This window comes from Marisediminicola sp. UYEF4 (assembly GCF_040546025.1).
Classification (GTDB): Bacteria; Actinomycetota; Actinomycetes; order Actinomycetales; family Microbacteriaceae; genus Marisediminicola.
Genome location: NZ_JBEPNA010000008.1, coordinates 40,358 through 62,539 on the forward strand (window position 1 = coordinate 40,358; position 22,182 = coordinate 62,539).

Here is a 22,182-nt window from a genome sequence, read left to right on the forward strand (position 1 = left end):
TAGTCCACCAAAGCAAGCGGAATTGGGTGTTACCTGTGAGGCGCTTAGACGCCGCGGTCGACGGGGAGCCGCCCGCGACGCACGGCGACGACCAGGCTCGCGTGGTCCGCCTCGGTCTGGTCGGCGTAGGCGCGCGCGAAGCTGGCGAACGCGAGATCGAGGTTGTCGCCCTTGCCCGCGTAGCCCGCGATCATCGAGGCGCCGCTCGTGCGCGCGTGGCCCTTCGCGAGCAGTCGGCCGCACACCGTGACGTAGTCGGCCATCGCCGCCGCCCCGATCGCGTCGAGCGGGATCGTGCCCTTCATGTTGCGAAATTGCCGCACGTAGTACTGGCGGCCCTCCACGGTCGCCCAGCCCAGCAGCGGGTCGCTCACGGTCTGCAGTGCCTGCTGGTACTCGACGACCCTTTGGCCCTGGTGCGCGTGCCAGGCGGAGCCGCCGTGCACAAATGGCGCGATGACCGAGCGCCTGGCCTGCTTCAACTGAAGGAAGAGCACGTCGTCGGGGCTCGAGCCCTCGCACAGCGCCACGAAGGCGCGCAGGCCGACGCTGCCGACGCCGACGACCTTGTTGGCGATGTCGAGCAGCGTGTAGCCGCCGAGCACGCGCCGCCAGTGCGGCGCGAGGGTTTCGAGGTACCCGTCGAGCGCCTCGGCGACCAGCTCCGACTCGTCGTCGCTCAGATGCGAGATGAGCGGCGGCTCCTCGACGATGCGCCGTCTGCCGTTCTCCTCGGTCGCGAATCGCGGAACCGCGCGGTCGCTCGTGCGACGTCTGGCACGCTCCGCTGCCTTGTCGATGCCCTTGTGCAGGGACAGATCGGTCGTCACGGCGTGCAGCCGGTCGACGTCGAGCCGTTGGAAGGAGCGGTCGAGCAACGACTGCTCCGCGAGTTCGCACACGTGCTCGCGATAGGCGCGCACGCAGGACTCCACGGCCGTGCGGCACTGCTCCTCGGTGAACGCATTCTGCCGTCCGGCCACCCAGATGCTCGCGACGAGGCGACGCAGGTCCCACTCCCAGGCCCCGGGATGCGCCTCGTCGAAGTCGTTGAGGTCGATGACGAGGTCACGCTCGGGCGAAGCGTAGAAGCCGAAGTTGCCCACGTGGGCGTCGCCGCAGATCACCGGGGTGATGCCCGTCGCCGGCAGGGCCGCGAAATCGTTCGCCATGACGATCGCCGTGCCGCGCAGGAATCCGTAGGGCGAGGCAATCATCCGTCCGACCCGCAGGGGGATCAGCCGCTCCTGCCGCCCTTCATGGGACTGGAGCACGAGGTCGATCGGATCAATTCGGTCGACGGTCGGCTCCCAGTCGGCAAGGGAGGACCGTGGCACTGCCTTCCGCATGCGCTTGCCGAGCGCATACCGCTCGGTTCGCGGGGTCGGGGTGCGCCGGAGTGAGCCGTAGTCGTCACCGCTTACTGCGGCATGCACGACGTGGCCGTTCGGATCCCCATTCTTTGCCATGGCACCATGGTGCCACCCCGACAGCGACCCGCGGGTCAGCGGTCGGCGCTCAACGCCGCCCTGGCCAGGTCGAGGGCGGCATCCGGCTCCACCCTCAGCTCGCGGATGCGCTGCGCGAACACGGTCGCCGCCGCTTGCGCTTGGCGCTGGGTGGCGTCGCCCGTTGCGGCGATGAAGGTGCCCCGTCGTCCGCGCGTCTCGATGACCTCGTCGCGCTCAAGCTCACGGTAGCTGCGGGCCACGGTGTTGGGTGCGATGCCGAGTTCGTCGGCGAGACCCCTCACGGTCGGCAGCTTCGCCCCTGGCACGAGCGTCCCGGCGCGCACCGCCTGGATGATCTGCACCCGGATCTGCTCGAACGGCGGCATGCTCGACGCGGCGTCGATCGCGAGATTCATGGTTCTCTCCGTTCCTCGATTACCCTGATCAGGGCCTGCACTGGTGCGTGATCCGACGGCCACGACCCGTCGTACCGGGTCACATTGATGGCCGCCTTCACAACCTCGAAGGCGCCTCCGACGAGGATCCAGTCGATGCGCTTCCCGCCCCGCGTCGGTGCGTGATAATGCGGAGCGGTGCCCCACTCGTCGCTGAGCCTCTCGTGGGCGGCCCGCCAGGAGTCGCGCAGCAGCCCCTTCGCGACGAGCACGCGGTGTTCCGCGCCGCCGGCATCCGCATTGAAATCCCCGATGACCACGGCTGGCACCGTGCTGCGTTTGACGAGCTCCCTGATGGCCTCGGCGGAACGCTCCCTCGACCGGGCATGGACGTGGTCGAAGTGGGTGTTGATGGAGAGGAACACCGTGCCGGTGGCGGTGTCGCGGAAGGTCGCGCGCACGACCACGCGGGGAATCTGATTGCCCCAGGTGACCGAGCCGGCCAGCGCGGGGGTGTCGGACAGCGCCCTCTGGCTCCAGTGGAGCAGCTCCAGCCGGCGCGTGTCGTAGAAGATCACGGAGTGCTCGCCACTGTGGTCTGCCCGGCGGCCGTGCCCGACGAAACGGTAGTCGGTGCCGAGCGTGTCGGCGAGGAACAGCAGCTGGTCGGGCAGCGCCTCCTGGATGCCGAGGAGCGTCGGCCGCTCGCTCAGCAGGAGCCGCTGCACCAGTCCCATCCGGTGGGACCAGTTGTCGCTGCTGCGGGGGTTCACGTGCGGCATCCGCCGGCGAATGTTATAGCTCATCACGTGCAGATCGGGGGCCTCGGCCGGGCCCACCAGCGGAGCATCCGTCATCGTCCAAGAGTACGGTCGGCAGCGGCGTAACAATTCCGTTCCTCACATCCAGCCGGGTGATGATGGAGTCATGGACTCCTCCGCGCCGACGCTGACCCTGCCAATTCTCGATCTCTCCCGCCTTGGGGGCGGCGAAACCGAGGCTGAGGCGTTCCGTGCCGAGCTGCGCGAGGCCACCCACGAGTACGGGTTCTTCTATCTCACCGGGCATGGGGTGCCGGCCGAGCTCATCGAGCGGGTCATGACGACCTCGCGGGCCTTCTTTGACCTGCCCGAGGCCGACAAGATGGCGATCGAGAACCTCAACAGCCCGCACTTCCGCGGCTACACGCGCGTGGGCGGCGAACTGACCCTGGGCCAGGTCGACTGGCGCGAGCAGATCGACATCGGGCCCGAGCGCCCGGCCGTGCCGAAGGGCGAGGGTGTTCCGGACTACTACGTGCTCGACGGGCCGAACCAGTGGCCGTCGGCGCTGCCCGAGTTGCAGGAGGTCATCACCGCCTGGCACGACGAGCTGAGCGGAGTCGCGCTCACCCTCATGCAGGCCTGGGCGAAATCACTCGGCGCCGACGAGCACGTCTTCGACGAGGCGTTTGCGACCGACTCCTCGACCCTCATCAAGATTGTGCGCTACCCGGGCAAGTCCGACCCCGAGCCCAAGCAGGGTGTGGGGGCGCACAAGGACTCGGGCGTTCTGACCCTGCTGTTTGTCGAGCCCGGCAAGGGCGGCCTGCAGGTCGAGAAGGACGGCCAGTGGATCGATGCTCCTCCGGTCGACGGTGCGTTCGTGGTCAACATCGGCGAGCTGCTGGAGGTCGCCACCGACGGCTACCTCAAGGCCACCGTGCACCGCGTCATCTCGCCGCGCATCGGCGACGACCGCATCTCGATTCCGTTCTTCTACAGCCCGGCCCTCGGCGGGACCATCCCCCTGCTCACCCTGCCGGACTCCCTCGAGGCGCCCGGCATCACGGTCGATCCGGCGAACCCGATCTTCCGCACCTACGGCGAGAACGCCCTCAAGAGCCGGCTGCGCGCGCACCCCGACGTGGCCGCGATCCACCACCCCGAGCTGCTTTCGTAATTCAGGAGTTGGGGGCTGCCAGCGGCTGATGTGGCGCCGGCACTGCTGTCATTATTCAGGAGTCTGGCCTCATTGCCGGTGGCAACATTCAGGAGTTTGCTGCCGCCGCACGCTCAGAATTCGGGAGTCTGGCGGGCGGATGCGGCCAGGACCGGCCACTTCGCAGCATCCGCCCACTCGATCGCCTGCTCATCGTCCCTTGGCTGGGGCAAGTTCCTGAATTCTGAAAGCCGCGCCGGCCACCACTCCTGAATTCTGAAAGCCGCGCCGGGCCACTACTCCTGAATAATGACAGCCCGCGCCGGCCACTACTCCTGAATAATGACAGCGCCGGCTACAGGGTGCGGATCCGCGACGCCGGATCGGGGTTGCCGAAGCGGTGCGACGTGATGCTGATCGCCTGCTCGCGCACGAACGGCAGCAGCTCGACCCGGCCCTCGGTCGTGACCGGTCCGGCGTAGATCGCGACATCCGGGTCGCCGCCGAGGGCACCGGCGAGAAGCGCTGCACTGCCGCCGATGAGCCGGATGCGCTCTGGCCGCGTATCGGACGCCGCGACACGAGCGGCGAACGCCGCATCCGTCTCCACGACCGGGGCGCTTGCCGCGAGTGGGCTCTTCTCACTGCGCAAGAGCGCGACGAGACCGGCCGCGACCGGAACCGCGGTGCTGATCGACACGGGCGACCCCGCGATCGTCGCGGCGACGAACAGCCGTACCAGTTGCGCCTGCGAGGCGCCCTCGGAGAGTCTGATGGTGACCGGCATCGGCCGGTAGCGGAACACGTTGCGCTCCGCCGCGAGGCCCGACACGTCGCGGGCGACACCGAACTCGGCCTCCCAGGCGGCCTGGTCGCTCACGGCGGCCGCGCGCACCCGGTCGAACTCGTCGAAGGCGATTCCGGCCTGCGACGACTCGATGACCTTCTTGACCTTTGGGCTGATGCCCTTGAGCCGCACAGAACCGCGGGGCTTCTCGAAGACAGGCTCGATGCTGCCGAGCGTGAACAGGTAGTTCGGTCCGCCCGCCTTCGTGCTCGTGCCGACGCTCGAGCGCTTCCAGCCCCCGAAGGGCTGGCGGCGCACGACCGCGCCGGTGATTCCCCGGTTGACGTAGAGGTTGCCGGCCTCGACCTCGTCGATCCACTGCTCGATCTCGGCCGGGTCGAGCGAGTGGATTCCCGCTGTGAGCCCGTAGTCCGGTGCGTTCTGCAGGGCGATCGCCTCGTCGAGGGTCTCGGCGTGCATGATGCCCAGCACCGGGCCGAAGTACTCGGTGAGGTGGAACTCGCTGCCGGCCACGACGCCGTCGCGCACCCCTGGCGACCAGAGCCGTCCGGTGTCGTCGAGCTGGCCCGGCTTCACCAGCCAGCTCTCCCCCTCGGCGAGCACGGTGAGCCCGCGCTGCAGCTTGCCGGCGGCGGGCTCGACGATCGGACCCATCTGCGTGGTCGGGTCCTGTGGCCAGCCGACTCGGAGTGTGCGCACCGCATCCTCGAGCTGGCGGCGGAACCGCTCCGACTTCGAGACGCTGCCGACGAGGATCACGAGTGAGGCAGCGGAGCACTTCTGCCCGGCGTGCCCGAACGCGCTCTTCACGACGTCGGCAGCGGCGAGGTCGAGGTCGGCGCTCGGGGTCACGATGATCGCGTTCTTGCCGCTCGTCTCGGCGAGCAACGGGAGGTCGGAGCGCCAACTGCGGAACAGCGCGGCCGTCTCCCAGGCTCCGGTGAGGATGACGCGGCCGACGCTCGGGTGGGTGATCAGCTGGGTGCCGAGCTCGCCCTCCTCGACGTCGACGAGTGCGAGCACGTCGCGGGGCACGCCGCCGTCCCAGAGGGCCTGGACCATGATGGCGGCGCTGCGCCTGGCCTGCGGGGCCGGCTTGATGATCACGCCGGCACCGGAGGCGAGGGCGGCGAGCACCCCGCCGGCCGGGATGGCGACCGGGAAGTTCCACGGCGGCGTCACGACGATGAGCTTCGAGGGCACGAACAGCGCCCGCTCGAGCTTCTCGAGGTCGAGCGCGCGCTCGGCGTAGTAGAGGGCGAAGTCGATGGCCTCGCTCACCTCGACGTCACCCTCGGCGATCGTCTTGCCGGTCTCGCTCGCCATGACCTCGATGAGCTCGGCGCGGGCTGCCTCGAGGGCGTTCCCGGCCCCGTGCAGCACCTTCGCCCGCGACTCGGCCCCACGCTCGCCCCATGCGGTTCCGGCCGCGGCGGTGCTGCGCACGATGACCTCGAGAGTCTGGGCGTCGGTGACCTGCGCGTCGGCGAGCTGGCTGGCGCCGAGCGTGGATGTCGCGGAGCGCTGCAGGATGCGACGACCCCAGTCGCGGTTGGCGTCGATAGCGGGGTCGGTGTCGGCGGTGTTCTCGAACTTCTCGCGTGCCGCGTCCGCGGCGGGGGCGTCACGGTTCTGCACCCGGTTCGACCGGGGCACGGTCTGGTCGAGCTGCGCGAGTGACGCGAGGAACCGCTCGGCCTCGCGGTCGAAGACCTTCTCCGAGGTCGCAAGCTCGAACACTCCCGACATGAAGTTCTCCGGGCTCGCGTTCTCCTCGAGCCGGCGGATCAGGTAGGAGATCGCCGAGTCGAACTCGGTGGGACGCACCACGGGGGTGTACAGCAGCAGCCCGCCGACGTCGCGGCGCACCGCATCCGCCTGTCCGGTCGCCATGCCGAGGAGCATCTCGAATTCGATCCGCGATTCGACCTTGCGGTCCTTCGCGAGCAGCCAGGCGAAGGCGAGGTCGAAGAGGTTGTGTCCGGCGACGCCGATCCGCACGGCATCCGTCCGCTCGGGGGTCAGGGCCCAGTCGAGCACGCGCTTGTAGTTCGTGTCGGTGTCCTGCTTCGTGGAGTAGGTCGCGAGCGGCCAGTGGTGCAGCTCGGAGTCGACGTGCTCCATGGCGAGGTTCGCGCCCTTGACGACGCGCACCTTGATTCCAGCACCGCCGGCGACCCGGCGCTCGGTCGCCCACGCGGTCAGCCGCTGCAGCGCGCCGAGCGCATCAGGCAGGTAGGCCTGCAGCACGATGCCGGCCTCGAGGTTCTTGAGCTTGGGGTTCTCGAGAATCCGCTCGAAGACCGCGATCGTGAGGTCGAGATCGCGGAACTCCTCCATGTCGAGGTTGATGAACTTGGTGGCCCCGGATGCGGCGGCGAGCTCGTAGAGCGGGGTGAGTCGGGTCGCGACGCGCTCGACGGTCTCGTCGAAGGCCCACATCGAGAGCTGGCTCGCGACGGAGGAGACCTTGATCGAGACGTAGTCGACGTCGCCGCGCTCGAGCAGGGCCCGGGTTCCCTCGAGCCGCCGGTCGGCCTCACCGTCGCCGAGCACGGCCTCGCCGAGCAGGTTGAGGTTGAGCCGGATGCCCTGGCTGCGGAGCTCCTGCATGCTCTTGTCGAGCTTTTCCGGGCGCGCGTCGAGAATGAGGTGGCCAACCATCCCGCGGAGCACGGCGCGGGAGATCGGAACGATCGGCCACGGAAGGATCGGGGCGAATCCGCCGCCGAGCTGAATCGCGACGCGCATGTACCACGGCAGGAACGCCGGGATATTGCGGGAGAGCGTCTCGAGGTTCTTTCCGGCGACCTTCAGGTCCTCGGGGCGAACGACCCTGTCGACGAACCCGATCGTGAAGTCGAGGCCCACCGGGTCCTTGAGCACCCCGGCCAGCCGCTCCGCCGACGTGTCGGGCGCGACATCCGCGCTCTCGGCAAGCCATCGCCGCACCGTCGCAATGGTTTCGGAAGAGATGTTGTGCGGTCGCACGGGAGTACCAGCGAGCTCATTCGACATAGTCACGAGGGTAAACCTTTGAACGGGGGTCGGTCGGATGTTCCCAGTGTGACGGCCGCAAACGATAAGGTGAAGTGACCTTTGTTTATCGATACCAATCGGGATTGCTTACTGTTTGAGGGGACCGGATGCTGGATCTGCGCCGCTTGCGACTTCTCCGCGAGCTGAGCATCCGCGGCACGCTCGCGGCCGTCGCCGAGGCCCTGTCGTACTCCCCCTCGGCGGTCTCGCAGCAGCTCGCACTGCTCGAGGCCGAGGCGGGGGTAAAGCTGCTGCAGAAGAGCGGGCGCCGGGTGCTGCTCACCCCGCAGGGCCAGGTGCTCGTGCGCCACGCAACCGTGCTGCTTGAGCGGATGGAGCTCGCCGAGGCCGACCTCACCGGCTCGCTCCAGGCCGTCGCGGGAACAGTGCGCATCGCGGTGTTCCAGTCGGCGGCGCTCGCGATCGTGCCCCAGGCGCTCACCCTGCTCGCGGCCGAGCACCCGGCGCTGCGGGTGGAGGTTGTGCAGCGCGAGCCAGAGGCCGCGCTTTCGGCGGTCTGGGCCCGCGACTTCGACCTCGTGGTCGCGGAGCAGTATCCCGGCCACGCCGCGCCGATCGTCGGCGACCTCGACCGCATCGCGCTGTGCACGGATGCCCTGCGGCTCGGCACACCGCCCGGCGTCGGCATCCGCTCGCTCTCAGGCGCGAGCGCCCACGCCTGGGTGATGGAACCGCGCGGCACGGCGTCGCGGCACTGGGCCGAGCAGGCCTGCCGCCAAGCCGGGTTCGAGCCCGACGTGCGGTTCGAGACGGCCGACCTCATGGCGCACATCCGTCTCATCGAATCGGGCAATGCCGTGGCGATCCTGCCCGACCTCGTCTGGGCCGGCCGGACACCGTCGGTCGAGACGGTCGAGCTCGACGGCGCACCCCACCGCACGGTGTTCACCTCGGCGCGCGCGGCGAGCGCGAGCCGGCCGGCGATCCGCGCGGTGCGCCGTGTGCTCTCCCGCTCGGTCGAATTCGTGGCGCCCGAGGGAGAGCCCGCAGCCACGAACTAGGCTCTCGGCATGAACAGCGATACCACGACCGCCCGCACCATTGTGATCGTGGGCGGAGGCCACAACGGCCTCGTCGCCGCGGCCTACCTGGCCGCCGCCGGCCGCACGGTCACCGTCCTCGAGAGGCTCGACCACGTCGGCGGCGCGGCCGTCTCGGCCCAGGCCTTCGAGGGGATCGACGCCCGCCTCTCCCGCTACTCCTACCTCGTCAGCATGCTGCCGACCCGCATCATCCGCGAGCTCGGCCTCGATATCTCCCTCATCCGCCGCCGCTACTCCTCCTACACACCCGAGCCGGGCACCGACCGCGGGCTCCTCGTCGACAACGGCGACCCGGCGGCCACAGTGCGGTCGTTCGAGTCGATCGGGGCGGGAGCGGATGCCGCGGCCTGGGCCGACTTCTACGACGGCACGAGCCGAGTTGCCCACGCCCTGTTCCCGACCGTCTGCGATCCGCTGCTGACGAGGGACGAGGCCAAGCGCGCGCTCGACGACGACCGACTGTGGGCATCGATCGTGGAGGAGCCGATCGGGCGGCACGTCGAGGCATCCTTCCGGCACGACCTCGTGCGCGGGGTCGCCCTCACCGACGGCCTCATCGGCACCTTCGCGCCCGCCGACGACGAGACCCTCGCGGCGAACCGCTGCTTCCTCTATCACGTGATCGGAAACGAGACCGGCGACTGGGACGTTCCCGTCGGCGGTATGGGTGCCGTGAGCGGCGCCCTCGAGCGCGCCGCCCGGCAAGCGGGCGCGAGCATCGTCACCGGCGCCCTCGTCACCTCGATCACCCCGGACGGCGAGGTGCGCTACCGCCGCGGCGAAACCGAGCACACCCTCGCCGCCGGCACCGTGCTCGCCGGGGTCGCCCCGCACGTGCTCGCGGGCCTCCTCGGCGAGGCGCCGCCGGAGAAGCCGGAGGGCTCCCAGGTCAAGGTGAACCTGCTGCTGACGCGGTTGCCCGCCCTGCGCGAGTCGGGTGTCGACCCGGCCGCCGCCTTCGGAGGAACCTTCCATATCAACGAGACCTACTCCCAGCTCGAGACCGCGTACCGCGCGGCGAGCGCCGGCGACGTGCCGGACCCTCTTCCGGCCGAGATCTACTGCCACTCGCTCAGCGATCCGAGCATCCTGTCGCCCGAGCTCGCCGCGACGGGCGCTCACACGCTCACGGTGTTCGCGCTGCACACCCCCGACCGGATGATCACCGCGGAGAACGCCGACGCGATGCGCGCGCGGCTGCAAGCCTCGGTGCTCGCGTCGCTCAACAGCGTGCTCGCCGAGCCGATCGAGCCGCTGCTGCTGGCGGATGCCGATGGTGCTCCCACGATCGAGACGAAGACGACCCGCGACATCGAGACGGCGCTCAACATGCCCGGCGGCAACATCTTCCACGGCCCGCTCGACTGGCCGTTCGCGGAGAGCGCCGACGACCTGGTGAGCGCGGCTCAGCGGTGGGGCGTCGCGACGCGGCATCCGCGAATCCTGCTGTGCGGCTCGGGCGCGCGGCGTGGGGGCGCCGTGAGCGGCATCGGCGGGCATAACGCGGCGATGGCCGTGCTCGAGGGCGACTAACCGGCTGTCGGGTCTCGCGAGTCGCCCACGCGCCGCCGCGCCTGTGGTTTGATGTCCCCAACCCGGGAGGCCAGCATGACCAGCACCACCTCGACGAGCCCCACCCGCCCGCTCCTCGGCATCGCGCTCGCGATCGCGGGCATCTCGCTCATGTCCTGGGGATTCGTTGCCGGCATCGACGCCGCACTCGATGCCAGCGGGAGCGGCCCCGGGTTCTTCGTCGCGGTCTTCTTCGCCGGCGCCGCACTCGTGATCACGACAGCCGTGCTCGCCACGATCGGACTGTCTCGCGGTGAGCACCGGGGGCTGTGGGCCGGCTCCCTTGTGCTGTCGGCGCTGCCCGCCGTCGCGATCATCGTGCTCCTTGTGCGTGCCCGGGGCTGACCACCGGTTCTCTTTGCCTTTTCTACCGGGTGCTCGCTAGGCTCAGAGGCCAAGCACCACCGCGGAAAAGAGAAGATAATGGGTCAGTTCGACCAGTTCGCCAACCAGGGTGGCGCCGCCGCGTGGGATCCGGACGAAACTGCCGAGGCCCAGCGCGTCGCCGAGGAACAGCTGAAGAACGCCGACTATGCCGGCGACCTGCCCGAGCCTCTCTCCCAGGGCGCGGAGCCGGCTGCTGGTATCGCCGATGACACTACGGACGAGTCGGTCGACTCCTAGCCCCGGCCCCTCTCAGGACCACGCGCTCAGGCATCCATCGATCTCACGGCCACTCGCTCGGCGCGCTCGTCCGTGACGGCGGCATCGCCACATCGGCCGCCCAGCGCGCGAGCCACTCCGGCAGCTCGACCTCGCTCGGGTCGGCCCCGGTCACCTCGGCCAGCTCGGCCACGGTGACCGTGCCCCCCGTGCGCTTCAGGAACTTCGCCCGGACGAAACCCGTCGCGTAGAGCTCGCCGTCGACCACGAAGCGCTGCTCGATGTAGACGGCGCGCTCGTCGTAGCCGACGATGCGGGTCTCGAGAACGAAGCGCTGCCACGGCTTCAGGGACCGGCGAAAGCTGATTGTCTCGCTCGCCGCGACCGGATAGAAGCCGGCCGCCGAGATCGCGGCCCAGGCGCCAGAGCGCTGCATCGCATCCATCCGGCCCAGGTCCATGATCGACAGGTAGACGCCGTTGTTCATGTGCCCGAGCACGTCGAGGTCGGTCGGGACGACGCGCAGCGGCAGGCGGCCGACATCGTGGACGCCGAGCTTCGGACCGCGATGACGGCGCAGCCAGACGAGGAAGGTTCTGAAGATCATGTGCACCGGGGCCACGTTACCGTCGGTCGGGGAACACGGATGCTGCCTTGTGGGCCTTCCACAATCGGGCCCAGCTTCGTTCGGGCACCGGGGGAGCGGTATCCGCCAACGCGCCCGGCTCCACTTTCATCATTCAGGAGGTGAGGGCCGGGTCTGGTTTCATCATTCAGGAGGTGAGGGCCGGGTCTGGTTTCATCATTCAGAAGGTGAGGCGGACGGATGCTGCGGGGCGCGCGATTTCGCCCGATTTCGGCAGCATCCGGCCCTCAACTCCCCGCCCAGGAGGGCAGCGCCGAACGCCGCTCCTGAATGATGAAAGGGGCGATTACCCCCGGATCCTGAATCGTGCGGCTGGCGAGAACCCCCAACTCCTGAATAATGAAAGGGGACATCGACGGGAGACCGGATCGAGGGAGGGGCGTGTCGCCCACTCAGTGCCCGCGATGGTCCTGGATGGTCGCCCGCGGCCCGAACCGCGGCTTCTGGAACCCGCTGCCCTCGATGATGCGCATGACCCGCTGGCGATGCCCGCGCCACGGCTCGAGCAGCTCGAGCATTCCGTCGTCGTCGACCGGCCGGCCCACGAGCGCCCACCCGACCACGGCGGGCAGGTGGTAGTCGCCGACGCTCACCGCGTCGGGGTCGCCGTGCGCGCGCTGGCTCGTCTCGGCCGCCGTCCAGACCCCGACACCCGGCACCGAACGCAGCCCGCGGGCAATATCTGCGCCACCCCGCCCGAGGCGGAGGGTGCGCTCGAGCCCGGTCGCGACGGATGCCGCGGCGAGCGCCGTGCGGGACCGCTGCGGGTCGACGCCGGCCTGATGCCAGTCCCACGACGGCACAAGCCGCCACGTCGAGGGCGCGGGGACCACCCGCATCCCCTCCGGCGCAGGTCCGGGCGGCGGATCCCCGTGCTTGCGGATGAGCCAGGCCCAAGCGCGCCTGGCCTCCTTGCCGGTGACCTTCTGCTCGAGGATCGCCGCGAGCATCGCCTCGAACACGAGGTTGGTGCGCAGTAGGCGCTGCCCCGTGAGCCGCCGCTGTGCCTCACGCAGGAAGGCGTTGCCGCTCACATCGAACCCTGACGTGTCGTCGCCGTGACCGAGCAGCTCCGGCACCCCGGCGATCGCCCATTCCGCCCCCTCGCCCCACGCGGTCGCCTCGACGGCCGAGCCGTGCACCTCGAGGCGGAGCGTCGCGGTGCCGGCGGGAGTGCGCAGCGCGCGCCAGACGGAATCTCCGGCCCACCGCATCGTCGGGTCGGCCGCCCCGCGACCGAGCGGCCGCAGCGTCTGCCGCAGGCTCACGGGTGCCCGGGGCGCCCAGACGGTGGACAGCGGCGCGCTCACGCGGCAGGTCGTCTTCTCGAGCGCGCCAGCGGTGCTGGCCGCTCGTCGATCGTCATGTGGACATTCTGGCCGAGCACGGCGGCATCCGCATGTCCGCGCGAGGATCCGCCCCCGACGTAGGGTGGTGCGGTGGCCGTTCCGAAGATCCTGCTCTACTACGCGTTCACCCCGCTCGCCGACCCGGACGCCGTGCGCCTGTGGCAGCGCGAGCTGTGCGAGGCGCTCGGCCTGAAGGGCCGAATCCTCCTCTCGAAGGACGGCATCAACGGCACGGTCGGCGGCGACCTGCCGAACGTGAAGAAGTACCTGCGGCGCACCCGCGAGTACCCCGCGTTCGCGCACATGGACGTGAAGTGGAGCGAGGGCGACGGCGACGACTTCCCGCGGCTGAGCGTGAAGGTGCGCGAGGAGATCGTGAGCTTCGGGGCGCCGGGCGAGCTCGTCGTCGATGCCGGCGGGGTCGTCGGTGGCGGCACGAAGCTCACCCCGGAGCAGCTGCACGACCTCGTCGCGGCGAAGGACGTGACCTTCTTCGACGGCCGCAACCGCATCGAGGCGGAGATCGGCCGGTTCGAGGGGGCCGTGGTTCCGGATGTCTCCAACACGCGCGAATTCGTCGCCGATCTCGACAGCGGCCGCTACGACCATCTCAAGACGCAGCCCGTCGTGACGTACTGCACGGGCGGCATCCGCTGCGAGGTGCTGAGCTCGCTCATGGTCAACCGCGGGTTCACCGAGGTGTACCAGCTCGACGGCGGCATCGCCCGCTACGGCGAGACGTTCGGCGATGGCGGCCTCTGGCACGGCTCGCTCTATGTCTTCGACGAGCGCCTCTCGATCGATTTCAGCGACCACGCCGAGGTCGTCGGGCGCTGCTATGCGTGTGGGGCACCGAGCAGCACGACCGCGAACTGCGGCGACCGCTCCTGCCGGGAGCAGCGTGTCGTGTGTGCCGAGCACGAGGCGACGACCGCCTGTGCCGCCCACGCCTGACCGTCGGCGCTGACCCGCCGCAGGCCCTCGTGAGTCGCGCCGTAGAGTGAGCAGCATGGGCAATCGACGAATCAGCGCGGCCACGGTCGCGGCCGTGCTGCTCGCGGCATCCGCCTGGCCCGCACTGCACTTCTACTCCGGCCGGGTGCGCCGCTGGCGGCGGGGCGCGGGGGCGACGCGGCATGCCGGGCGCCTCGGCGTGCGCGTGTTCGGCCGGGGCAACCCCGTGCTCGTGCTGCTGCCGGGCATCGCGGCGAGCGAGTCCTACTTCGGCGCGGCGTACGACCGGCTCGGCGAGGTCGCGACGGTGGTCGTGATCGACCCCCTCGGCTTCGGCTCCTCGATGGATGCCGGTGTCAGCAACGACTCGTTCGCCCTCGGGGAGCACATCGCCGCCATCACGGGCGCCCTCCACGCTCTCGACCTCGACCTCGACGAGCGCCCGCTGCACGTGGCCGGCCACTCGATGGGCGCGTCGCTCGCGATCCAGTGGGCGGCGGCGAGCGAGGGCGACATCCGCTCCGTGGTCGCGTTCGACGCTCCCCTGTTCCTCACCCGGGCGGAGACGGACGAGCGCGTGCGGCACATGGGCTGGTTCGAGGCGCTGCTGTCGACCGGCCCACTCGCCCACGCCGTGTGTGCATGGATGTGCCGGCACCGATCCGCCGCCTCCCTCATCGCCGTCGCGCTCAACCCGACGATGCCGGCCCCCATTGCCAGGGACGGCGTCAAGCACACCTGGTTCTCCTACATCCAGAGCTTCGAGGCGCTTGTCGCGGCCGACACCTGGACCGGAGCCGTCGCCGAGCTGTCCGGCCGGGGCGTGCCGCTGCTGCTCGTCGACGGGGAGACCGACCCGGTGCCGGTTCCCGGGCGCGCCCGCACCCTCGCCGGCGAGTTCGCCTGCGTCAGCGCGAGCACCCATCGCGGCGGCCACGGCCTGCCTCTCTCCTCGCCCGGCTGGTGCAGCGACCTGCTCTACCGGCAGATCTCCGGCGGCTGAACCCACTGGCCCGCGTCGCCGATCAGCGAGAGGAATGAACGATGAGACCGGCGAAGCCATGAACTCGATAGAACCATGAGCTGGATCACGATTCGGGTGCGCCGCTACCCTGTCGTCGCGGTGACGCTTGGCGTCGGGCTGGTCGGGCTGCTGCTGGAGGTCGTCGGGCCGGCCGACTCGGCCCGCTGGGTGATCAGCGCGTACGCGCTCGTAATCGCCGCCGTCGACGCGTGGTCGATGGTCAAGAAGCTGCTCAAGGGGCACGCGGGGCTCGACGTGCTCGCGGTCGCCGCGATCCTCGCCACGGTCGCCGTCGCGGAGTACTGGGCGAGCCTCGTGATCGTGCTCATGCTGTCGGGGGGCGAGGCGCTCGAGCAGTACGCGGGCTACCGGGCCCGGCGCGAACTGCGTGCCCTGCTCGATCGCGCACCCCAGTCGGCGCACCGCCTCGTCGGCGGCGACGTTGTCGCCGACGTGCCGATCGACGAGGTGGGGGTCGGCGACCGGCTCGTCGTGCACCCCGGCGAGGTGGTGCCGGTCGACGGCATCCTGCTCTCGGGTGCCGCCGCGTTCGATGAGTCTCAACTGACCGGCGAGAGCCTGCCGGTCGAGCGCCGGAGCGGCGACGCCCTGCTGAGCGGGTCGGTCAACGGCGAGCGGGCCGTCACGATGGAGGCGACGGCGATCGCCGCCGAAAGCCAGTACCAGCGAGTCGTGCAGCTCGTGCGTGAGGCCTCGGAGTCGCGCGCGCCGCTCGTGCGGCTTGCCGACCGTTACGCCGTGCCGTTCACCCTCGTCTCGTTCGCGATAGCGGGTTTCGCCTGGTACATCAGCGGCGATCCGAGCCGGTTCGCGGAGGTACTCGTCGTCGCGACGCCCTGCCCCCTGCTGATCGCCGCCCCGGTCGCCTTCATCTCTGGTATCAGCCGCGCCGCGAAGTCCGGCATCATCGTCAAGGGCGGAGGCACCCTCGAGCAGCTCTCGCGTGTGCGTACCGTCGCGTTCGACAAGACCGGCACGCTCACCCACGGCACGCCCGAGGTGACCGCCGTCCGGCCGGCGACCGGATTCACCGGCGACGACCTGCTCTCCCTCGCGGCGAGCGCGGAGCAGTACTCCGGCCACGTGCTCGCCGCGGCGGTCGTGACTGCCGCAGCCGCGCGGGGCCTGCCACCGGTGCCCGTGACCAGCGCGGACGAGACGACCGCCAGCGGGGTCAGCGCGATCGTCGGCGGGCGCGACGTCTGCGTGGGCAAGCGCTCGTTCATCGAGTCGGCGGGAATCCCGATCGGCTCGCCTGCGCCGGAGAGCGGCCAGATGGCGATCTACGTCGCGGTCGACGGCCGTTATGCCGGCGACGTGATCCTCGCCGACCGCATCCGGGACAACGCGAAGGCGACCCTCGACCAGCTCGAGGGGCTGGGCGTGCGGCACACCATCATGCTCACCGGCGATCTCGAGGCGACGGCGCGACACATCGCCGCCGACCTGGGCATCACCGAAGTGCGAGCGCAGTGCCTGCCGGAGGGCAAGGTGGATGCCGTCAAGGCCGTCACCGACCGGCCGGTGATGATGGTCGGCGACGGGGTCAACGACGCCCCGGTGCTCGCCGTCGCCGACATCGGCGTCGCGATGGGCGCGAAGGGATCGACGTCTGCAAGCGAATCGGCCGATGTCGTGATCATGCTCGACGACTTCTCCCGCATCCTGCGGGCCATCACGATCGGGCGGCAAACAACGACCGTGGCCCTGCAGGCGATCTGGCTGGGAATCGCGCTGAGCGTCGGCCTGATGATCGTTGCAACCTTCGGGCTGCTCCCCGCGATCGTCGGGGCCGCCCTGCAGGAGGTGGTCGACCTGTTCACGATCCTCTACGCGCTTCGGGCTCTCACCGAGAGACGGGGGCGTCGCGGCGGACCGAGCGTCAGTAGCGTTCCGGCTCCGGGGCACGCTCGAACCGTCGCCCGCTGATCCTCGTCGGGGCGATCCGCACGTAGATGTACTTGAGGGTCGGGATCCACGGCACGAGCGGTGCCTCGTCGGCCTCGTCGATCTCGGCCTGCCGCTCGATTCGGTGGGCGACTCCCTTCACGACGACGCTCCACGCCTCCTCGTCGGTGAACCCGTCGATCTCGACCGCGACTCGTGAGTTCACGGTGAGCTCGAGCAGCTTGGTGCCCGGCGCGGTCCGCAGCAGCAGGGTCTCACCGTCGGCGTAGTAGTTGACGGGGAAGATATCGATTTCACCCGACGCGCTGAGCGCCAGACGACCGAGCGAACTCTGGCGCAACAGCTGCCAGTTCTCATCCTCGCCGAGTTCGACGACGGATCCTTCGCCTTCCTACATGCTGTCCCCTTCCGCTCGCGGCCCGGCGCCGCATCCCCATCCGATCAGGGGCGGGGATGCGGCGCCAGAGACGAACGTCCCTTTAGTGCTCCGATGCCTTCTCAGCACCGTGCCCGGTGAGCGAGCGCACCTTCATCTCGGCGGCGATGCGCGGGTCTTCCTTGCGCGTCGACGTGATCGATCCGAGCCAGCCGAGCAGGAAGCCGGCCGGGATCGAGACGATGCCCGGGTTGTTCAGCGGGAACCAGGCGAAGTCGACCGCTTCACCGAACACCGAGGTCGGCGTGCCGGAGAAGACGGGCGAGAAGACGATCAGCAGCACGGTGAGGCCGAGGCCGCCGTACATGCTCCAGACCGCACCGCGGGTGGTGAATCCCTTCCAGTAAAGCGAGTACAGGATCGTCGGCAGGTTCGAGCTCGCCGCGACGGCGAACGCGAGCGCCACCAGGAAGGCGATGTTCTGCCCCTGCACGCCAATCCCGCCGGCGATCGCGAGGATGCCGATCACGATGACCGTGCGCCGGGCGACCTTGACCTCGGCGTCGGGGTTGACCTTGCCCTTCTTGATCACGTTCGCGTAGATGTCGTGGGCAAAGGACGCCGCCGCGGTGATGGTGAGGCCGGCGACGACCGCGAGGATCGTCGCAAACGCCACTGCCGAGATGATGCCCATGAGCACCGGTCCGCCGAGCGAGAGGGCCAGCAGCGGAGCCGCGGAGTTGACGCCGCCCGGGGCGGACTTGATTGTGTCCGGTCCGACGAGCGCCGCGGCGCCGTAGCCGAGGATGAGCGTGAACAGGTAGAAGACGCCGATGAGCCAGATCGCCCAGACGACCGAGCGACGCGCCTCGCGGGCCGTCGGCACCGTGTAGAAGCGCATGAGCACGTGAGGGAGCCCCGCGGTGCCGAGCACTAGGGCGATCGCGAGCGAGATGAAGTCGAGCGGGTTGCCACCGTACTGGAGCCCCGGGCTGAGGATCGCGTCGGCCGGGATGCTCGTCGACGCGGCGACCGCGGTGTCGAGCAGCTTCGACAGGTTGAACCCGTTGAGCACGAGAACCCAGATCGTCATGATCCCCGCACCCGTCATCAGCAGGAACGCCTTGACGATCTGCACCCAGGTGGTGCCCTTCATGCCGCCGACGAGCACGTAGACGATCATCAGCACGCCGACGACGGCGACGACGATCGACTGGCCGAGCTTGTCCTCGATTCCCAGCAGCAGCGCGACGAGCCCGCCGGCCCCAGCCATCTGCGCGAGCAGGTAGAAGAGGCAGACCGCGAGGGTCGTGGTCGCCGCGGCCATCCGCACCGGGCCCTGCTTGAGGCGGAACGACAGCACGTCGGCCATCGTGAACTTGCCCGTATTGCGCATGAGCTCGGCGACGAGCAGCAGCGCCACGAGCCAGGCGACGAGGAACCCGATGGAGTAGAGGAAACCGTCGTATCCGTTCACGGCAATCGCTCCGACGATCCCGAGGAAGGATGCCGCGGACAGGTAGTCCCCGGCGATCGCGAAGCCGTTCTGCGGCCCGGTGAAGGAGCGACCGCCGGCGTAGTAGTCATTGGCCGACTTGCTGTTGCGGCCCGACCGGATGACGATGATCATCGTGAGGACGACGAAGGCCAGGAAGATCGACATGTTGAGGAGGGGGTTGTTCCCCTCGAGCGCCACACTGGGCGCTGCGGCGACACTCAGCGTGTTCACTTGTTCTCCGCCCCTTCAAGCTGCTCGCGCAGTTCTGCACCGAGCGGGTCGAGGCGGCGGTTCGCGAACGAGACGTACCACATCGTGATTCCGAACGTCGTGACGAACTGCGACAGCCCGAGCACGATCCCCAGGTTGACGTTCCCGACGACCGGGGTCGACATGAACTCGGGGGCGAGCGCCGCGACGAGCACGAACGCGAAATACCAGATCATGAAGGCCGCCGCGATCGGCAGCACGAAGTTGTGGTGGCTGTGCTTGAGCTTGAGGAACTGCGGCGACTCCGCAATCGCCTCGTAGTCGATCGTGGACACCATCGGTGGACCAGGCTGGTCGGGGCTCATGAGGCTTCCTTGTCTCGGTTCGCGGGTGCGATGCGACTTCCTCGTCGAAGCCATCCCATCGCCTTCTGTATGCACAGAACGCGCCCAGCATGTCATAGGGAGTCGTTTAATCCTAAGAAATCACCGATATGTATACAGAATCGGTGCACAGCCTGTTCTACCTCACGGCGCCGGAGCCACGGAAACTACCGCCAGAACACCGCGATCACGGTGTTCACGAGGGCGAGTGCGCCGATCGCCGGCACGACCCAGGCCGCAGGTCGATCCTTCTTGCGGTTCAGGAACCCGACGACGACGATGACCACGACGACGACGAGCTTGACGGCGACCTTGGCGTTGTTCGACTCGTGGAGGTCGGCCATCTCGATCACCCCGACGAGCGCGATGCCCGTCACGAGCTGCGTCCACGCCCCGTGCATGATGGCGGGGAGCACCACCGCGCGGCCGGTCTTGAACGACCGGATCTGCACGAGCACGCCCCCGAGCAGTGAGGCCAGTCCGACGAAATGCAGCACGACGAGGACGTTCTTGAGGATCTCCACGGCGCCACCCTAGCAAGGGGTGACGGCCCCCAGCAGGCGGCGAACGGGTGTCGGCCGCATCCGCCGAGCGCCCGCGATTAGCACGCAGGGGCCGCCGACCACAAAGATAGGTGTCATGAGCATCGGCATCCTTACCAGCGGCGGCGATTGCCCCGGACTCAACGCGGTCATTCGCGGCGCGGTTCTGAAGGGCACCCAGATCTACAACCAGGAATTCGTCGGGTTCCGCGGCGGCTGGCGCGGCGTCGTCGAGGGTGACGTCATGCCCCTCGAGCGCAAGGACATTCAGGGCATCTCGAAGCAGGGCGGCACGATTCTCGGCACGTCGCGCACCAACCCGTTCGAGGGCGACGGCGGCGCTGACCGGGTGCGCGACAACATGGCCCGGCTCGGTGTCGACTCGCTCATCGCGATCGGCGGCGAGGGCACGCTCGCCGCCGCCAAGCGGCTCACGGATGCCGGCATCAAGATCGTCGGTGTTCCCAAGACCGTCGACAATGACCTCTCCGCGACGGACTACACCTTCGGCTTCGACACCGCGGTGCAGATCGCGACGGACGCGATGGACCGGCTGCGCACGACCGGCGACTCGCACGGGCGATGCATGGTCGCCGAGGTCATGGGCCGGCACGTCGGCTGGATCGCCCTGCACTCGGGCATGGCGGCCGGCGCCCACGTCATCCTGATCCCGGAGCAGAAGACGAGCCTGGACCAGATCTGCGCGTGGGTGCAGTCGGTCAAGGACCGCGGGCGCGCGCCGCTCGTCGTCGTCGCCGAGGGATTCCACCTCGACTCGATGGACGACCCGCACTCCGAACGCGGGCTCGACGCCTTCGGCCGCCCCCGCCTCGGCGGCATTGGCGAAATCCTCGCGCCGATCATCGAGGAGCGCACCGGCCTCGAGACGCGCGCCACCACGCTCGGCCACATCCAGCGCGGCGGAACCCCGAGCTCCTACGACCGGGTGCTCGCCACGCGCTACGGCATGGCGGCCGTCGACTCGGTCATGCACCAGCGGTGGGGACGGATGGTGTCGCTCAGCGGCACGACCATCACCCACGTCGCCTTCGAGGACGCCCTCGGCAAGCTCAACACTGTGCCGCAGGCCCGCTACGACGAGGCCGCGATCCTCTTCGGATAGCGAGGCTGGCGGCATCCGCCATTTCGGCGATCCGACGCCGGGGTAGCGTTGACGGATGTTCCGCGCCCTCAGAGTAGAGAAGTCCAACGGCGACCCCGCCGCCATCACCGCGAGCCTGGTCGAGCTCGACGACGCCGATTTGATGCCGGGCGACGTCACGGTGGACGTCGAGTACTCGAGCATCAACTTCAAGGACGGTCTGGCCCTCTGCGGGCGTCCCGGCGTGATCAAGAACTATCCGCTCGTTGCCGGGATCGATCTCGTGGGCGTCGTCGCGGCATCCGACAACGCGGAATGGATGCCGGGCGACCGGGTCATCCTCAACGGGTGGGGCATCGGCGAGAAGCATCATGGCGGGCTCGCGGAGCGCGCCCGGGTCAGTGGGGACTGGCTCGTGCGCCTGCCCGACGGCCTCGACCCGCACGACGCTGCGGCGATCGGCACGGCCGGGTACACCTCGATGCTCGCCGTGCTCGCGCTCGAGCGGCACGGGATCGGCGATGGCGACGTGCTCGTGACGGGCGCTGCTGGCGGCGTCGGATCGATCGCGATCGCCCTGCTCGCCGGACTCGGACACCGCGTGGTCGCGTCGACCGGGCGGCTCGACGAGAAGGAGTATCTTGCGAAGCTCGGGGCAAGCGAAGTCATCGACCGTGCGCTCCTCGGTCTGCCGGGTAAGCCGCTGCAGTCGCAGCGCTGGGCGGCCGCGGTGGACTCGGCCGGCAGTCACACCCTCGCCAACGTGCTCGCACAGACGAACTACGGCGGCATCGTCGCCAGCTGCGGGCTCGCCCAGGGCGCCGACCTCCCGATGACCGTGATGCCGTTCATCCTGCGGGCGGTCACGCTCGCCGGCATCAACTCGGTGCAGGCGCCTCGCGCTCTGCGGGAGGAGGCGTGGGGCCGCCTCGCGCGAGACCTCGACCGCGACCTGCTCGACTCGCTCAGCACGACGGTCGGGCTCGGCGAGGCCCCGGGCACCGCCGAGGACATCCTCGCGGGACGCATCCGTGGGCGCACGGTGGTCGACGTGCGCGCGTAGGCGCTTTCATTATTCAGGAGTTGCGGCCTCCGGCCCCTGTCATCATTCAGGAGATCGGGCACTCGGTCGCTTTCATTATTCAGGAGTTGCGGGTGGCGGTATCCGTAGGCCGGCAGTGTTCAGCCGCATTTGCGGCCATTTCGAGGCCGGATCACCGATTCTGAGCATCCGGCCCCTCAGCCACTCCTGAATGATGAAAGTCGCCCTGCCCGCCCACTCCTGAATGATGAAAGTCGACCTGCCCAGCCACTCCT

20 protein-coding genes are annotated in these 22,182 nt (G+C 69.3%); 10 read left to right on the plus strand and 10 right to left on the minus strand.

Annotated features, from left to right (window positions below; translation table 11 throughout):
• Positions 1 to 44 precede the first annotated feature (44 nt).
• From ABIB15_RS09145 to ABIB15_RS09155, 3 genes are read right to left on the minus strand one after another with little or no spacing between them, the layout of a single operon-like run.
• Positions 45 to 1,469 (minus strand): DUF2252 domain-containing protein, encoded by a 1,425-nt coding sequence (locus tag ABIB15_RS09145; protein WP_354477254.1) that lies wholly within the window; start codon positions 1,467 to 1,469, stop codon positions 45 to 47.
• A gap of 35 nt (positions 1,470 to 1,504) precedes the next feature.
• Positions 1,505 to 1,867, minus strand: a complete 363-nt coding sequence (locus ABIB15_RS09150; RefSeq protein WP_354477257.1) for a GntR family transcriptional regulator — start codon at positions 1,865 to 1,867, stop codon at positions 1,505 to 1,507.
• Positions 1,864 to 2,703, minus strand: a complete 840-nt coding sequence (locus tag ABIB15_RS09155) for an endonuclease/exonuclease/phosphatase family protein (RefSeq protein WP_354477260.1) — start codon at positions 2,701 to 2,703, stop codon at positions 1,864 to 1,866. The genes ABIB15_RS09150 and ABIB15_RS09155 overlap by 4 nt, the downstream gene beginning before the upstream one ends.
• 70 nt (positions 2,704 to 2,773) lie before the next feature.
• Here ABIB15_RS09155 and ABIB15_RS09160 point away from each other — a divergent pair, with 70 nt between their 5' ends.
• Positions 2,774 to 3,787: an isopenicillin N synthase family dioxygenase gene (locus ABIB15_RS09160; RefSeq protein WP_354477264.1), complete on the plus strand. Its 1,014-nt coding sequence runs from the start codon at positions 2,774 to 2,776 to the stop codon at positions 3,785 to 3,787.
• A gap of 334 nt (positions 3,788 to 4,121) precedes the next feature.
• Here ABIB15_RS09160 and ABIB15_RS09165 read toward each other — a convergent pair whose 3' ends face one another.
• Positions 4,122 to 7,592, minus strand: coding sequence for a proline dehydrogenase family protein (locus ABIB15_RS09165; RefSeq protein ID WP_354477267.1), 3,471 nt, complete (start codon positions 7,590 to 7,592; stop codon positions 4,122 to 4,124).
• A 128-nt stretch (positions 7,593 to 7,720) separates the two neighbouring features.
• On the opposite strand from ABIB15_RS09165, the gene ABIB15_RS09170 reads away from it, so the two are divergent.
• From ABIB15_RS09170 to ABIB15_RS09185, 4 genes are all read left to right on the plus strand, one after another.
• On the plus strand, positions 7,721 to 8,635 hold the full coding sequence (locus ABIB15_RS09170) for a LysR substrate-binding domain-containing protein (protein ID WP_354477270.1): 915 nt from the start codon (positions 7,721 to 7,723) through the stop codon (positions 8,633 to 8,635).
• 9 nt (positions 8,636 to 8,644) lie between these two features.
• Positions 8,645 to 10,210, plus strand: a complete 1,566-nt coding sequence (locus tag ABIB15_RS09175; RefSeq protein ID WP_354477273.1) for a phytoene desaturase family protein — start codon at positions 8,645 to 8,647, stop codon at positions 10,208 to 10,210.
• Between the two features lie 75 nt (positions 10,211 to 10,285).
• The gene (locus ABIB15_RS09180) at positions 10,286 to 10,594 is read left to right on the plus strand and encodes a hypothetical protein (RefSeq protein ID WP_354477276.1); all 309 of its coding nucleotides are present in this window, start codon (positions 10,286 to 10,288) and stop codon (positions 10,592 to 10,594) included.
• Positions 10,595 to 10,672: 78 nt separating this feature from the next.
• Positions 10,673 to 10,873 carry a hypothetical protein gene (locus tag ABIB15_RS09185; RefSeq protein WP_354477279.1) on the plus strand — a complete coding sequence of 67 codons (201 nt, stop codon included), beginning with the start codon at positions 10,673 to 10,675 and terminating at the stop codon, positions 10,871 to 10,873.
• Between the two features lie 43 nt (positions 10,874 to 10,916).
• Here ABIB15_RS09185 and ABIB15_RS09190 read toward each other — a convergent pair whose 3' ends face one another.
• Together ABIB15_RS09190 and ABIB15_RS09195 are read right to left on the minus strand one after the other, a co-directional pair.
• Positions 10,917 to 11,459, minus strand: coding sequence for a thioesterase family protein (locus tag ABIB15_RS09190; RefSeq protein ID WP_354477282.1), 543 nt, complete (start codon positions 11,457 to 11,459; stop codon positions 10,917 to 10,919).
• 431 nt (positions 11,460 to 11,890) lie between these two features.
• The gene (locus ABIB15_RS09195; RefSeq protein WP_354477284.1) at positions 11,891 to 12,808 is read right to left on the minus strand and encodes a DNA-3-methyladenine glycosylase family protein; all 918 of its coding nucleotides are present in this window, start codon (positions 12,806 to 12,808) and stop codon (positions 11,891 to 11,893) included.
• Between the two features lie 129 nt (positions 12,809 to 12,937).
• Between ABIB15_RS09195 and trhO the strand changes: the two genes are divergently transcribed.
• From trhO to ABIB15_RS09210, 3 genes are all read left to right on the plus strand, one after another.
• Positions 12,938 to 13,801, plus strand: a complete 864-nt coding sequence (trhO, locus tag ABIB15_RS09200; RefSeq protein WP_354477287.1) for an oxygen-dependent tRNA uridine(34) hydroxylase TrhO — start codon at positions 12,938 to 12,940, stop codon at positions 13,799 to 13,801.
• Positions 13,802 to 13,856: 55 nt separating this feature from the next.
• Complete coding sequence (locus ABIB15_RS09205; protein WP_354477289.1) at positions 13,857 to 14,804, plus strand: alpha/beta fold hydrolase; 948 nt, start codon at positions 13,857 to 13,859, stop codon at positions 14,802 to 14,804.
• Between the two features lie 75 nt (positions 14,805 to 14,879).
• Entirely contained in the window at positions 14,880 to 16,775 is a 1,896-nt protein-coding gene (locus ABIB15_RS09210) for a heavy metal translocating P-type ATPase (protein ID WP_354477292.1), read from the plus strand.
• Here ABIB15_RS09210 and ABIB15_RS09215 read toward each other — a convergent pair.
• From ABIB15_RS09215 to ABIB15_RS09230, 4 genes are all read right to left on the minus strand, one after another.
• A complete protein-coding gene (locus tag ABIB15_RS09215; RefSeq protein ID WP_354477295.1) occupies positions 16,729 to 17,094 on the minus strand; it encodes a pyridoxamine 5'-phosphate oxidase family protein in 366 nt (121 codons plus the stop codon). The two genes, ABIB15_RS09210 and ABIB15_RS09215, sit on opposite strands and share 47 nt — an antisense overlap.
• A 139-nt stretch (positions 17,095 to 17,233) precedes the next feature.
• Positions 17,234 to 18,859 carry a monocarboxylic acid transporter gene (locus tag ABIB15_RS09220; RefSeq protein WP_502908934.1) on the minus strand — a complete coding sequence of 542 codons (1,626 nt, stop codon included), beginning with the start codon at positions 18,857 to 18,859 and terminating at the stop codon, positions 17,234 to 17,236.
• The gene (locus ABIB15_RS09225) at positions 18,856 to 19,203 is read right to left on the minus strand and encodes a DUF485 domain-containing protein (RefSeq protein WP_354477298.1); all 348 of its coding nucleotides are present in this window, start codon (positions 19,201 to 19,203) and stop codon (positions 18,856 to 18,858) included. The genes ABIB15_RS09220 and ABIB15_RS09225 overlap by 4 nt, the downstream gene beginning before the upstream one ends.
• A gap of 185 nt (positions 19,204 to 19,388) precedes the next feature.
• Positions 19,389 to 19,745 (minus strand): hypothetical protein, encoded by a 357-nt coding sequence (locus tag ABIB15_RS09230; protein WP_354477301.1) that lies wholly within the window; start codon positions 19,743 to 19,745, stop codon positions 19,389 to 19,391.
• 115 nt (positions 19,746 to 19,860) lie between these two features.
• Between ABIB15_RS09230 and ABIB15_RS09235 the strand changes: the two genes are divergently transcribed.
• Together ABIB15_RS09235 and acuI are read left to right on the plus strand one after the other, a co-directional pair.
• Positions 19,861 to 20,886, plus strand: a complete 1,026-nt coding sequence (locus ABIB15_RS09235; protein ID WP_354477304.1) for a 6-phosphofructokinase — start codon at positions 19,861 to 19,863, stop codon at positions 20,884 to 20,886.
• A gap of 55 nt (positions 20,887 to 20,941) precedes the next feature.
• Entirely contained in the window at positions 20,942 to 21,928 is a 987-nt protein-coding gene (acuI, locus tag ABIB15_RS09240) for an acrylyl-CoA reductase (NADPH) (RefSeq protein ID WP_354477306.1), read from the plus strand.
• The last annotated feature ends 254 nt before the right edge of the window (positions 21,929 to 22,182 follow it).

Bases quoted from the DNA above. Each gene is read 5' to 3' on its own strand.
- ABIB15_RS09145 (WP_354477254.1), bottom strand. From the start codon at position 1,469: ATGGCAAAGAATGGGGATCCGAACGGCCACGTCGTGCATGCCGCAGTA.
- ABIB15_RS09150 (WP_354477257.1), bottom strand. From the start codon at position 1,867: ATGAATCTCGCGATCGACGCCGCGTCGAGCATGCCGCCGTTCGAGCAG.
- ABIB15_RS09155 (WP_354477260.1), bottom strand. From the start codon at position 2,703: ATGACGGATGCTCCGCTGGTGGGCCCGGCCGAGGCCCCCGATCTGCAC.
- ABIB15_RS09160 (WP_354477264.1), top strand. From the start codon at position 2,774: ATGGACTCCTCCGCGCCGACGCTGACCCTGCCAATTCTCGATCTCTCC.
- ABIB15_RS09165 (WP_354477267.1), bottom strand. From the start codon at position 7,592: ATGTCGAATGAGCTCGCTGGTACTCCCGTGCGACCGCACAACATCTCT.
- ABIB15_RS09170 (WP_354477270.1), top strand. From the start codon at position 7,721: ATGCTGGATCTGCGCCGCTTGCGACTTCTCCGCGAGCTGAGCATCCGC.
- ABIB15_RS09175 (WP_354477273.1), top strand. From the start codon at position 8,645: ATGAACAGCGATACCACGACCGCCCGCACCATTGTGATCGTGGGCGGA.
- ABIB15_RS09180 (WP_354477276.1), top strand. From the start codon at position 10,286: ATGACCAGCACCACCTCGACGAGCCCCACCCGCCCGCTCCTCGGCATC.
- ABIB15_RS09185 (WP_354477279.1), top strand. From the start codon at position 10,673: ATGGGTCAGTTCGACCAGTTCGCCAACCAGGGTGGCGCCGCCGCGTGG.
- ABIB15_RS09190 (WP_354477282.1), bottom strand. From the start codon at position 11,459: ATGATCTTCAGAACCTTCCTCGTCTGGCTGCGCCGTCATCGCGGTCCG.
- ABIB15_RS09205 (WP_354477289.1), top strand. From the start codon at position 13,857: ATGGGCAATCGACGAATCAGCGCGGCCACGGTCGCGGCCGTGCTGCTC.
- ABIB15_RS09210 (WP_354477292.1), top strand. From the start codon at position 14,880: ATGAGCTGGATCACGATTCGGGTGCGCCGCTACCCTGTCGTCGCGGTG.
- ABIB15_RS09225 (WP_354477298.1), bottom strand. From the start codon at position 19,203: ATGAGCCCCGACCAGCCTGGTCCACCGATGGTGTCCACGATCGACTAC.
- ABIB15_RS09235 (WP_354477304.1), top strand. From the start codon at position 19,861: ATGAGCATCGGCATCCTTACCAGCGGCGGCGATTGCCCCGGACTCAAC.
- acuI (WP_354477306.1), top strand. From the start codon at position 20,942: ATGTTCCGCGCCCTCAGAGTAGAGAAGTCCAACGGCGACCCCGCCGCC.